Origin of the sequence: Marinobacter sp. R17 (assembly GCF_003789045.1) — a bacterium.
Lineage (GTDB): Bacteria > Pseudomonadota > Gammaproteobacteria > Pseudomonadales > Oleiphilaceae > Marinobacter_A > Marinobacter_A mangrovi.
Genome location: NZ_RHGZ01000015.1, coordinates 65338 through 78030, shown reverse-complemented (window position 1 = coordinate 78030; position 12693 = coordinate 65338). Strand labels below are relative to the sequence as shown.

Here is a 12693-nt window from a genome sequence, read left to right as displayed (position 1 = left end):
CGTGATGGCGCCGGTGATCACTCCTTGCTCACGTGCAGTGCATGCGTCGGCGCACCATCCCGTGCAACGAATCGCCAGCCGCTTGTTTTTCAAGGCTTTCCGAGCATGGCTCCAGAATGGCACGCGGCTTGCGAAAGGCTCTTGTATACAAGGGAGCCACGCCTCCCTCTCCGCTGACCACAAAGGATGTTCCCATGACCGACCTTCGAGGATGGACGCTCGCCGAGTGGCGTGAGGCCTACCAGCACCAGAAGACACCGGCGGATTTGCTGCACCGACTGCTGGACCAGCTCGCCGACGACGATCCGGCCTGGATCAGCCGACTGACCCACGATCAGCTGCAGGCGGCGCTGGCAGACCTGGCGCATCGCCTGGAGCGGGCGGGCGGCGATCGGAAAAGGCTGCCGCTGTATGGCATCCCCTGCGCGGTGAAGGACAACATCGATGTGGCCGGCTTCCCCACCACCGCGGCCTGCCCCGCTTTCGCCTACACGCCGGAGAAGGACGCCGCGGCCGTGAGCCGGTTGCGTGCGGCCGGCGCGATCATTATGGGTAAGACCAATCTGGACCAGTTTGCCACCGGTCTGGTGGGCACCCGCTCGCCTTATGGTGAGGTGCCTAACAGCTTCAATCCCGAGTTTGTCAGCGGTGGCTCCAGCTCTGGTTCCGCGTCGGTGGTGGCCCGCGGGCTGGTGCCGTTTTCGCTGGGGACCGACACCGCAGGCTCTGGCCGGGTGCCCGCGGGGCTCAACAACATTGTCGGTCTCAAGCCCACCAAAGGCGCCATCAGCATTGAAGGCGTGGTGCCCGCCTGCCGGTCGCTGGACTGCGTCTCCGTGTTTGCGTTGACCATTGGCGATGCCGGTGAGGTGTTCGAGCTGATCCGCGGCGAGGAGCCTGCCGATCCCTATTCCCGCAGCGCGCCGCCCGCGTTTGCATCGACGCCGGCCCTGCGACACCCCGGCCCGATCCGTCGCCTGGCTGTTCCCGCCGATCCCGACTGGTTCGGCGATGCCCGCAACGCCGCAGCCTGGGACACCCTGCTGCGGCGCTGGAGTGCGCTGGACGTCACGCTGGTGCCGATGGATTTCTCCCTTCTGTTCGAGCTGGCTGCCCTGCTCTATGAAGGGCCGTGGGTGGCCGAGCGTCATGCGGCGGTTGAATCGTTTATGGCAGAGCATGCGGATGGGATGAACCCGGTTGTGCGCGGGATCATTGAGAAGGCAAAACACTTCTCGGCCACCGATACCTTCAATGCAATCTACCGGCGAGAGGCGCTGCTCAAGGCCATCGATCACCTGCTGAGCGATGTGGACGGTTTGTTGGTGCCGACCGCGCCGATCACACCCACCCGGCAAGCAGTCGCGACCGATCCGGTGGGCGTGAACAGCCTGTTGGGCACTTACACCAACTTCGTGAACCTGGCGGACATGAGCGCCCTGGCCATTCCCGCCGGTTTCCGTACCGACGGCCAGCCCTTCGGACTGACGCTGATCAGCGGCGCCTGGCGGGACAGCGACCTGCAGCAGCTCGCCATACGCTGGCTGAACAGCCATCCCACAACCCTGGGGGCCACCGGTCGGCCTCGCCCCAAAGAAACGCTGCCAACGTCCGCCGACGGTGAAGCGACCATCGATGTGGCGGTCGTCGGCGCCCACCTGAGCGGCATGCCCCTGAACGGGCAGTTGCTGGAGCGCGAGGCGGAGTGCATCGCAGAAACCACCACCACCTCCAATTACCGGCTTTATGCGCTGCCCGGCACCACACCGGCCAAGCCCGGCCTGCGCCGGGTGGCGGCCGACGACGGTGCGGCCATTATCGTGGAGGTGTGGCGCGTGCCGGCGGCCGCCTTCGGCTCGTTTGTGGATCTGGTGCCACCGCCCCTGGGGATCGGCAACGTGGAACTGGCGGACGGCACCTGGGTCAACGGCTTCGTCTGCGAAGGCTATGGCTTCGAAGGAGCGCTGGACGTCACCCATTTCGGGGGCTGGCGCGCCTATGTCGAAAGCCTGAAACAGACCACGGCCTGAGGTCGTTATGGCAAAGACACGTGAAACCGAAACGGGCAATGACCCACCACGTCGACGGGGCAGCGTTGCGGACCGGGTCTATGAGGCACTGAAGGAAGACATCTTCGAATTCCGGCTGATTCCCGGCGACAAGTTCAGTGAGGGGGACGTGGCGACCCGGCTGTCCGCCAGTCGCACGCCGGTACGCGAAGCCCTTTACCGATTGCAGCGGGAAGGCTACGTGGAGGTGCTGTTCCGCAGCGGCTGGCAGGTGCAGCCGCTGGATTCCCGCAAGGTGGATGAACTCTACGACCTGCGCATCACCCTGGAGCGGGCGGCCGTTCACAAGCTATGCCGCCAGACCACAGCGCCGGCCGTCCTGCGCCAGCTCAATGCGGTCTGGCGACCGGACCACCCATCGGAACGGGCCTTCGGCAGCACCGTTCGGGCGCTGGACGAACATTTTCACTGCGACCTGGTCGCGGCCGCCGGCAATCAGGAAATGACCCGCATCCACCAGGAAATCACCGAGCGCCTGCGCGTCATCCGCCGACTCGACTTCACCCGCAGCGACCGGGTGGACGCCACCTACGAAGAGCACGCCGAGATCCTCGATGCCCTGGCCAACAACAACCCGGCCGAAGCCGCCGCCAGACTGACCGCGCATATTCGGGCCAGCCAGGCCGCCGTGCGGGAAATCACCATGGAAAAGATTCGCGAGGCGGCGGCCCAGCAGCGCCCGAAAAAGCCGGACTGAACGGCAACTGTCAATCGGTTTACAGACGACGGTGACAATTCCGGCTATGTTGTCGGGCACGACAATAACCGGAAGACGTTCATGGCCCAGACTCCCCGCATCGCAATCTTCGGCGCCGGCAGCATTGGCTGCTACCTGGGCGGTCGCCTGCTGGCCGGGGGCGCCGATGTGGTGATGATCGGCCGCGACCGGCTGGCCACGCTGTTCCAGACGCACCCCTTGCGCGTCAGCGACTACCAGGGCGTCGACAGCACCCTGACGCTGTCGCCCGAGCATTACACCACCGATCCGGCAGCTGTCGCCGGCGCTGATCTGGTGCTGCTCACCGTCAAATCCGCCGCCACCGAGGAAGCCGGCCAGGCCATGGCGCCGTATCTGGCCCCTGGTACCGTCGTCATCAGCCTGCAGAACGGGATTTCCAATGCCGAGCGGCTGGCGCCGTTGCTGCCGGAGCAGGTGGTGCTGCCGGGCATGGTGCCCTTTAACGTGCTGCAGCGCTCGCCGGGCCATTTCCACCACGGTACGGAAGGAGAACTGATGGCGGCGCGGCATCCGGCCATCACGTCGACCATGGAGGATGCCTTTGCCCGAGCGGGCCTGCCCCTGAGCCTGCAGTCCGATATGCGGGCGGTGCTGTGGTCGAAGCTGCTGCTCAACCTCAACAATCCGATCAATGCCCTGTCGGGTCTGCCGCTCAAGGCGGAACTCTCACAACGGGCCTACCGCCTCTGCCTGGCACGGGCCCAGCGGGAAACGCTGGCGTTGCTGCGGGCGGCGAATATTCCCACCGTCAAACTGGCCGCCGTCCCCATGCCGCTGATTCCCATGGTGATGTCGCTGCCCGACTGGCTGTTCCAGCGGCTGGCCCAGGCGATGCTCTCAATCGACCCGCTGGCGCGCTCGTCCATGTGGGAAGACCTGCAGGCCGGACGACGCACGGAGGTGGACTGGATCAATGGCGAAGTGGTCCAGCTGGCCCGGCGTCTGGGGCGCCCTGCGCCGGTGAATCAATGCCTGGTGGATCTGGTCCGCCAGGCCGAGGCGGGCACCCTGAAAAACCTGTCCGGCGATGACTTGCTGACAAACCTGAACGCCGCGTCACGCAAGGCCTGAGGGAATCTGACGACCGACCTTTCCAAACGATTACGTGCGTGTAATCCATTTCGCACACGCGCGAGCGTGAATGTCCGATTTGCCAAATCCCGCGATCCAGTAAGCTTGTTTTCAGCAAGGACGCAGAACTGCACGGACGCAGCACAAGGAAGTTACTGCCTGACGGAACAGGCACACAGGGAAAGGACAACCTGAAGGATCAGGTCGCTCAGGGACGGATTCAGCCTGAAGGATCAGGCGCTATAGGGATATTTCAGCCCAACGGATCAGGGCTTTTAAGCCACGGAACGGGTGCACAAGGATTGTGGGCCCGCATCCGTGACTTAACACTTCTCACGGATTCCATCTCAGCTGTCTTTTTTCTCTAACCGACACTCACTTCCTGACCATCTCCTCGTCAGCTCCCTGCCGGAGCACCGACGATGGCTGCGCTTTGCGATCCTGGCCGGTTTGCACGCTGTGCGTTCTTCGCTGAACAACAAACTGCAACTACCCATGGAGACTTCATGAAATTCCTCATCTCAGCTTTTTTCGTATTCGCTACCCTGCTTTCCGGCGCCGCCATGGCCGACAGTGCCGCCACGGACAAGGCAGCCACCACCGTTAACATCAACACCGCCGACGCCAAGACCCTGTCCGAGCAACTGGATGGCATCGGTGAAGTGAAGGCCCAGGCCATCATCGATTACCGCAAGGCCAACGGCCCGTTCAAGACCGTCGCCGACCTGGACAAGGTGGACGGTATTGGCGCCGCCACACTGGACAGCAACCGCAGCCACATCACCGTCCAGTAAGCCGCAACCGGCTTGACCCTGCGGGAGCCGGCCCCCGCAGGTTGCCACACCCGCCGATTCCCGCTAATCTCGCGGCATGATGAAACTGACCCACCTTTTCGGAAAACGCACACCACCGCCTGTCCGGTCCTGAACCGGGTATGGACTGGATCACGCAGCGACTCGCTCTTTAACAGAACGTAAAGCGCCGCACCCGCCTGTCCGGTTGTTGTCTCTTTACCTTTTCTTTCTGAACCGGACGAGATTTGAGTCATGACCGTTTTATCCTCGAAGAATGCCGCCGTGCGCGGTGCCATCCTGATCGCCATCGCGGCCGCGCTCTGGGCGACCACCAGCATTGCCGCCAAAACCCTGTTTACCCGAAGTGAGTTGGAGCCGCTGGCCCTGGCTTTCCTGCGCCTGTGCGTGGCCTGCCCGTTTTTTGGTGTACTGATGTGGCACACGCGCAAGCCCGGCGGGTTCCGTCTTAGCCGGGGTCTGTTCATCGGACTGGTGGGGCTGGGCTTTTTGCAGGCGGGCTATCAGGGGGCTTACCTGTGGGCCGTCGACCTGACCGGGGCGGGTATCGCCACCCTGATCACGCTCTGCTTGGCGCCGGTTCTTGTCGCCATAGCGGCGGCACCGCTATTGGGCGAGCGTCCCACACTGACCACCGTTCTGGCGCTGATCAGCGCGATTGTCGGCACCCTGATGCTGGTCTCCGGGGATATCAGCAACCCTGACGCCACCCGTCTGGGCGGGGTGATGATTGCCGTCCTGGCGGCGGCGGTCTATGCCGCGTTCACCCTGACCAGCCGGCATGTGTCCGGCAGCGGATCGGTGTTCGGGACGGCCTTTATCTGCTTTACGACCGGCGCCATCGTGCTGGCGCCCATCGCGTACCTGACCGGCAGCCTCGACGGACTGGGCGCCCTGGATGGAGTCGACTGGCTGCTGATTGCCTACATCGGCATCGTGCCGACCTGCGTGGGCTATGTCTGCTTCTTCCGGGGCATGGAGACCACACCGGCGACCACCTCCAGCATCATCGTGACGCTGGAGCCGCTGTTTGCGGCGCTGTTGGCGTGGATGATCCTTGGAGAGTCGCTGGGCACCCTTGGGATCATCGGGGCGGTGGTGCTGACGGTGTCGGTGTTGGTGGCGTCGAGAAATGGAGCGCCGGCTCGGGACGAGTGACCGGCCTCGGTAGGTTGGGCTGACGCAGGAAGCCCAACACAAAATATGCCGAACAACATCGTCGATCCTGGGAGTCCAGAACGAGCGTAAAGCGGCGTACCGAGTCAAATCGATTCTGCCTGGAGGCGGTCGCAAGCCTCGAATGTTGGGCTTCCTGCGTCAGCCCAACCTACCCACGATAATCCGGGGTGAACGCTTTCCCTTCCGATAACCCACAAAAAAGGCCGGGACATGCCCGGCCTTTCTTGTGATTCGGGCCTCAGCCCTCTTGCGCTTCCTTGCGTTGACGCTCCAGCATGTTCGGCTGCAGGATCTCGATCCAGTAACCGTCCGGATCGCGGATGAAGGCCAAGCCTTTCATCTTGCCGTCGTCCGGACGTTTCTGGAACGGTACGCCCAGTGATTCAAAGCGCTCGGCGGCCTGGTAGACGTCCGGCACGGCGATGCCGATGTGGCCGAAGCCCTGGGGCTCGTCGTTGCCGTTGTGGTATTCAAAATCCTCTTTGTCCTCGGTGCCCCAATTGTGGGTCAGCTCGAGCATGGCTTCGCGGGCGAAAATGTAGGTGGTGCGATGGCCATCGCCCTGCGGCACGGTGGTCGCCTGCCGGTCATCCAGATAGCCGAGGAAGTACAGGGTGAACTGCATTTCGGGGAAATCGAGCTTGCGGATCAGGCGCATGCCCAGCACGCGCGTGTAGAAATCCAGACTGCGCTCAGGATCCTTGATGCGCATCATGGTCTGGTTGAACACATAGCCGTCGGTCGCCGGATCAATTTCGGTGGAAAGACCGGGGGCTTCCTCAAAATGGGGGGTCATGTCATGGCTCCTGTAGTGACGCATGAGAACGAACTCGCTTTCAAAGCAAGACTTCGTTATACGTTTCGAGGATTAAAATTGGACGACGCCGTCAGTCGGCGTCTTGCGTGCGCGTTGTATTCCGGGGCGCCCTGATACACAACAAGGCGGTTTACCACTACATTAACCATGGGGCGCGTCGGCTAAACTTTCAAGCCGTAGTGCCTCCTGATACCCGCCATTCCGGTTTGCCGGCAGTAAGGAAACCCATGAACCCTCTTGGCCAACTTGTTGTTCTCTTCCTCGTGGCGGTGGTCGCCGTACCCTTGTTCAAACGCGCCGGCCTGGGCGCCCTGCTGGGCTATATCGCGGCCGGTGTACTGATCGGCCCCCACGGACTCGGTGTGGTGGGCGATGTGGACAACATGCTGCACATCTCCGAATTCGGGGTCGTGCTGTTGATGTTCGTGATCGGGCTCGAGCTGCAGTTCTCGCGCCTGAAAGCCCTGCGCAAACCCATCTTCGGACTGGGCACGATACAGGTAGTCAGCGGCATTGTCGGCATCGGCGGGCTGATCATGCTGGCCGGGTATCCGCTCACCCTGGCGGTGGTGCTCGGTTGTGGCCTGGCGTTGTCTTCCACCGCGTTCGTCCTGCAGTTGCTGGCGGAGAAAAAGGAGCTGGCCACCGGCCACGGCCGCCTGTCGTTCACCATCCTGCTGTTCCAGGATATGGCGGCGGTGCCGATGCTGGCGTTCATCCCGTTCCTCGCCTCCGGCGGTGCGGACGAAGCCGCCAGTTGGCAGGAGATCGCCTACGGCGTCGGCCGCGCGGCCCTGATCTTCGGCGCCATCGTGATCGCCGGCCGCTACCTGCTGCGCCACGCGCTGCGCTTTATTCATGCCACCCGGGTGCGGGAGATTTCCATCGCCGCAGCGCTGCTGCTGGTGACCGGCACGGCGTTTCTGATGGAGTCGGTGGGCCTGTCCATGGCGCTCGGCGCTTTCGTCGCCGGCGTGCTGCTCGCGGACTCGGAATTCCGCCACCAGCTGGAAGCGGACATCGAGCCGTTCAAAGGGCTGCTGCTGGGGCTGTTCTTTATCTCCGTCGGCATGACGCTGAACCTGGGTGCGGTGCTGGCCGAACCGCTCAAACTGATTGCCGGCGCGGCTCTGCTGATGCTGATCAAAGCCATCCTGATCGCGGCGATCGGTCGCTGGGGCGGTAAGCTGAATGGCATCAGCGCCATGCGGCTGGGCCTGCTGCTGAGTCAGGGCGGTGAATTTGGCTTCGTGATTTTCTCGCTGGCGACGCAGCTGCAGTTGATCGATCGGCAGCTCCACGAACAGCTGATCGCCGTGGTGACGATTTCCATGGTGCTGACGCCGCTGGCGCTGTTTGTGTTCGAGGCGCTGGTCAAACGCTTTGCCAGCGACACCCGACCGCCGTTCGACACCATTGAGGATGAAAAAACCGGTGCGGTGATTGCCGGCTTCGGGCGTTTCGGCCAGATCAGCGGCCGTCTGCTCCGGTCCCTGAAAATCCCGTTCACCGCCCTGGACATCAATCCGGACCAGGTCGACGTCGTGCGCCGGTTTGGCAACAAGGTCCACTATGGCGACGCGTCCCAACTGGACGTCCTGCGCGCCGCGCGTGTGGGCGAAGCCAGCGTGTTCATTCTCGCCATCGATGACATTGATGCCTCGCTGCGCGCCGTGCGATTGGTCCGCCAGTATTTTCCGGACGTCCGCATCCTTGCCCGGGCCCGCAACCGTCGCCATGCCCATCTGTTGATGGATGCCGGGGTGCGCTGGCTGGTGCGGGAAACCTACCACTCGGCCCTGCTGATGGCGGAGGAGATGCTGGTCAGCCTGGGGCGTGAGCGTGAAGAGGCCCAGGAGTACGTGCGCCTGTTCCGCGACACCGACCAACGCAACCTGGTCCGCCAGCACGAGAAAGGCCTGCATCACGATGCCGCCAAGATCCTGCAGTCGTCCCGGGATGCCGCCGAGGAATTGCAGCGGCTGTTCGAGGAAGATCAGGACGAGGATGAGAAGAAGGATGGTTGAACGATTGCAACCGGGCTTGAATTAAAAGGCGACGCCGGGGTTTTCCGGATAAAAGTCGGGCGCCTTCGGAGCCGCCCATGGGGCGGCCACGTAGGTTGGGCTGACGCAGGAAGCCCAACATGAACCTTGCCGGACAAAATCATCATAACCCGGTGTTCTGGAAAGAATACAAAAGCTGGATACCGCATCGAATCACGTCAACCAGGCGTTAGCTGCAGGCTTGAGATGTTGGGCTTCCTGCGTCAGCCCAACCTACCGGCCCCTCTCGGCTCAAGCCAACTGATGCTCCTCGCCCTCGTAGTAGGCCTCCACCCGCGGATTCATGATCCGCATCCACAACGGGGGCACCAGCGCCAGCACCACCATGGCGGCATAGCCCGCCGGCAGCTGAGGCGCGACATCGTGATGGCGCAGCACCTGGTAGCGGCGCTTGGCATAGGCGTGGTGATCACTGTGGCGCTGCAGATGGAACAGGAACACGTTGGTCAGGAAATAGTTGGAATTCCAGCTGTGGGCCGGCGTGGTGCGCTCGTAGCGACCGTTCTCCAGCTTGCGGCGGTGCAGACCGTAATGCTCCAGGTAGTTGACGATTTCCAGCAGGGTGAAGGCAATGAAGCTCTGCCCGATAAAGAAGGCCGCGCCCAGCCAGCCGAACGCCACCGTGAAACCCACCAGCGTCAGCAGCGTGATGCCGTACCACCAGATCAGTTCGTTGCGCCAGCTGAACGGCGAATGCCCCTTGCGCTCAAGGCGCTTCGCCTCCAGCCGCCAGGCGTTCATGAAGTTGCGGCCATAGGCCTGCGGCAGGAACTGGTAGAGCGACTGGTTGTAGCGTGACGAGGACGCGTCTTCAGGGGTGGACACGTGCACGTGATGCCCGCGCAGGTGCTCCACCTTGAAGCCGGCGTAGCTCACCAGGGACAGCAGCAGCCCGCCGGCCCAGGTCTCCAGCCGGGCGTCCTTGTGAATCAGCTCGTGGGCCACGTTAATGCCCAGCCCGCCGACAATGCCGATCGAAACGGTCCAACCGATCATCCCAACCGGTGAAAACACGCCGCTGGCCAGCACCTGCATGCCCCAGACCAGTATGGCGGCGAACGCGACCACCCAGCCCAGGGTGAGGAAACGGTAGAACGCCTCGCTGTTCATGTGCGGGACATCGGCCTGCTCGTCGGGATTCAGGGCATCCTGCCCCAGCATGAAGTCCAGCAGCGGAATAATGCCGAAGACGACCACCGGCACGCCCCAGGCGAACAGGTTGATCCAGCCGGTGGCTTCGCCCGCGCTCAGCAGCAGGAGAGGCAACGCCAGGGGCAACAGCGCAATCACGAAGCTGTATTTCTTCAGGCGCAACAGGAGCCGCCGGCGGGTGGGTGACTGTTCCAGGGTGGCTTGTTGTGTACTCACGTCTTTACCTCGCTTGTCGGGGCCGCTTTGTCGTGAGCGATCCCTTTCCGTGTGGTGACGGGTTTGTTGTTGGAATCCGTTGGCCAGCGACGCTCACTGTTATTCGGTGATGGGAGATCGTCGCTCAACCTTGATTGCTATATTGTCTGACAATATAGCAATAGTCAAACGAAGCGGGCAAAATATGATCGATCAAAGCCACATGGCCCGAGGGGCCTGCCTTTTGGCCCCGCTGCACGGTAGGATGGTGACTTCCGCCCCTGCCGGGACGGCCGTTCTCTCTTCAAGGGCAACACAACGTCTATGGATTTCCAGGCCCCCAACACGCTGGCCGAGCAGATCGCCAACTACCTGGCCGAACGCCTGATGACCGGCGACATCCAGCCGGGCGAACGCATCCAGGAAGCCACCATCGCCAGTGACCTGGCCGTCAGCCGGGCATCGGTCAAGGAAGCGCTGTATACCCTGGAACGCTGGCATCTGGTGGACATCACGCCGCGCAAGGGCGCGTCAGCGACGGTACTGGACGCCAGCCACGCCGCCGAACTCTATGACGTGTATATGCATTTACTGATCATGCTGGCCCGGCGGCTCTGCGAACGCTGGGAAGAAGGGGATCGGGATGGTTTGCTGGCCGCCATCAAGCAGGCAACGACGCGGCTATACGCCAAGCCGCCGAACATCCTGGCGGTGGTCCAGGCGAGTTTTGATGTGATGGATGCCTGTTGCGCGGTGGTTCGCAACCCTTATTTGACCGAGGCTCTGGCCAACTTCAAACCGGCGGTCAGCCGCACCTACTATTTCTGTGCCGACCGCTACCGCCAGGATCTGGATCGTACGGCCGCGTTCTTCGCCCGGCTCACCCAGGCGGTTCTGGCGCGGAACACCGATGCCGCGGAAGAACAGATCGTCCAGTTTGCCGAACACCAGAAAACGTTGATTCGCCAGGCCCTGGAGCAAGACACGCCGGCAACCACGTAGGTCGCCACTAAAAAAGGCGCGTTTACCCCTCAGATGCCTCCGGCCACTTGCTCCAGCACGACACCGCCAATGCACCACCCGCCGTCCTGACGTTCCATTCGGTAGTAGGCGTCCCAGTAAAGGCCGTTGGGGCCTCGCAACTGGACCCGCTGCACGACAAAACCCTCGTGCGGCACCTGCTCGCGGAACCTCACTGTCTTGGCGCTGTACACCGCCGGATAGCGCTCACGAACCATATCACCGAAGGCCTGTGGGCTCTCGAACCCTCGTTGGATGGCCGGCGAGGCAAAGCTGAAGGCCTTTTCGTCATCGTCCCGGGAGAACGCCTTCAGTTGGGCCCGGATGACCCGCTCAACGGCTTCACGCGCGGCGGTGTCGTCGGCCTGTAAGGCGACCGGGGCCGTGATGAGGACCATCAGGATGACCAGCCAGGCAGCGCGCCCGGGACAATGGCCGGCAAATAATCTCAGGCTCATGGCGATTCCTCCTGGCGGTTGATACGCGCCCAGGCCCTGGCCGGATGCCCTGTGGCCGACGGCCGTGGAATCAGATTTTGCAATCTTTTGTCGTCTGGGCCTCTTACGTCCTCCCCTGTTAGCTATATTAGACCTGTGGCCCGGTTGGCACTATGCAAAACTCCTGGCTCCCTTAAACCGGCAACAAGTGGGCTTTAATGCACGGCAGTCGTCACCGAATCAAGATCCGGCTCTTCCTGCTTGTCATCGGCTTCTGGATGCTCGGGATCAACGTCGTTCAGGCCATGGACCCGGCAGAGCATGCGCACGGACTGCCGCCAGTCATTCGCTTCAACATTGCGCCGGGCGGCTACCCGCCTTACACCATCATTGATGCAGACGGCCGGGTCTCGGGCATCATGTGGGACGTGATGCAGGTGCTGGCCAAACGCCAGAACCTGACCCTGGAAACCCGCCAGATTCCGACGAAGCGGGTCAACCACTTCCTGTTAACCGGTCGCCTCGATGCCACCATGCGAGCCATTGAATGGACGCCGGATCCCGACCGGTTTGCGTTTACCGATGGCGTCGTGAAAGCCCACGATGTCATCTTCAGTGCCCGCAACGCGCCCATCGATGCCCACACGATCAACGACCTCAAAGGCCGTACCCTGTTGGCGAACCTGGGCTACCACCACCCGGCCCTGAAACCGCTGTTCGAGGCGGGCGACATTCGGCGCGTCGATGTGCCGAATACACTGGAGATGCTGCAGCGACTCAACGCCGGTGCCCATTTCGACGGCGGCATTGCCAACGCCCGCGCCGGCCAGTGGCTGATCCGCCAGCATGGTTGGGAAAATGCCTTCCACATCGAACCGGTAAAACTGGACGTCACGGACTACCGCCTGATGTTTGCCCCACAATGGGCGCCCCTGGTCGAGGCCTTCAACCAGACACTGCTCGATCTGCGGCAATCCGGCGAGCTGGACGGCATCATCAGCCGCTATGTGCCCATCGATCCTCAAACCGTGCCCGGGACGTGAATCCGGTCACAGACCCGACACACCCTGCCCTTTAATGTAACTCTGTGTCATTTGCCCTGAGCCCGCAGTCCGGCGCAAATGCAGACAACAACA

Annotated in this window: 11 protein-coding genes; 8 read left to right on the top strand and 3 right to left on the bottom strand. The window is 62.6% G+C overall.

Annotation, left to right across the window (positions count from 1 at the left end; genetic code table 11):
- Positions 1 to 194: 194 nt before the first annotated feature.
- From atzF to EB809_RS12145, 5 genes are all read left to right on the top strand, one after another.
- The gene (atzF, locus tag EB809_RS12165; protein ID WP_123635094.1) at positions 195 to 2030 is read left to right on the top strand and encodes an allophanate hydrolase; all 1836 of its coding nucleotides are present in this window, start codon (positions 195 to 197) and stop codon (positions 2028 to 2030) included.
- 7 nt (positions 2031 to 2037) lie between these two features.
- Complete coding sequence (locus EB809_RS12160; RefSeq protein WP_123635093.1) at positions 2038 to 2766, top strand: GntR family transcriptional regulator; 729 nt, start codon at positions 2038 to 2040, stop codon at positions 2764 to 2766.
- Between the two features lie 81 nt (positions 2767 to 2847).
- On the top strand, positions 2848 to 3879 hold the full coding sequence (locus EB809_RS12155) for a 2-dehydropantoate 2-reductase (protein ID WP_123635092.1): 1032 nt from the start codon (positions 2848 to 2850) through the stop codon (positions 3877 to 3879).
- A gap of 506 nt (positions 3880 to 4385) precedes the next feature.
- On the top strand, positions 4386 to 4673 hold the full coding sequence (locus EB809_RS12150; protein WP_123635091.1) for a ComEA family DNA-binding protein: 288 nt from the start codon (positions 4386 to 4388) through the stop codon (positions 4671 to 4673).
- Positions 4674 to 4925: 252 nt separating this feature from the next.
- On the top strand, positions 4926 to 5849 hold the full coding sequence (locus EB809_RS12145; RefSeq protein ID WP_123635090.1) for a DMT family transporter: 924 nt from the start codon (positions 4926 to 4928) through the stop codon (positions 5847 to 5849).
- A gap of 259 nt (positions 5850 to 6108) precedes the next feature.
- Here the strand turns inward: EB809_RS12145 and gloA are convergent, their stop codons facing one another.
- Positions 6109 to 6666: a lactoylglutathione lyase gene (gene gloA / locus EB809_RS12140; RefSeq protein ID WP_123635089.1), complete on the bottom strand. Its 558-nt coding sequence runs from the start codon at positions 6664 to 6666 to the stop codon at positions 6109 to 6111.
- Positions 6667 to 6914: 248 nt separating this feature from the next.
- Here gloA and EB809_RS12135 point away from each other — a divergent pair, with 248 nt between their 5' ends.
- Positions 6915 to 8714, top strand: coding sequence for a monovalent cation:proton antiporter-2 (CPA2) family protein (locus tag EB809_RS12135; protein ID WP_123635088.1), 1800 nt, complete (start codon positions 6915 to 6917; stop codon positions 8712 to 8714).
- 270 nt (positions 8715 to 8984) lie between these two features.
- Here the strand turns inward: EB809_RS12135 and EB809_RS12130 are convergent, their stop codons facing one another.
- Entirely contained in the window at positions 8985 to 10121 is a 1137-nt protein-coding gene (locus EB809_RS12130; RefSeq protein WP_123635087.1) for an alkane 1-monooxygenase, read from the bottom strand.
- Positions 10122 to 10424: 303 nt separating this feature from the next.
- On the opposite strand from EB809_RS12130, the gene EB809_RS12125 reads away from it, so the two are divergent.
- Complete coding sequence (locus tag EB809_RS12125; RefSeq protein WP_123635086.1) at positions 10425 to 11102, top strand: GntR family transcriptional regulator; 678 nt, start codon at positions 10425 to 10427, stop codon at positions 11100 to 11102.
- Positions 11103 to 11131: 29 nt separating this feature from the next.
- Here EB809_RS12125 and EB809_RS12120 read toward each other — a convergent pair whose 3' ends face one another.
- Complete coding sequence (locus EB809_RS12120) at positions 11132 to 11578, bottom strand: DUF4864 domain-containing protein (RefSeq protein ID WP_223807937.1); 447 nt, start codon at positions 11576 to 11578, stop codon at positions 11132 to 11134.
- Positions 11579 to 11775: 197 nt separating this feature from the next.
- On the opposite strand from EB809_RS12120, the gene EB809_RS12115 reads away from it, so the two are divergent.
- Positions 11776 to 12600: a substrate-binding periplasmic protein gene (locus EB809_RS12115; RefSeq protein WP_123635085.1), complete on the top strand. Its 825-nt coding sequence runs from the start codon at positions 11776 to 11778 to the stop codon at positions 12598 to 12600.
- Positions 12601 to 12693: the final 93 nt, after the last annotated feature.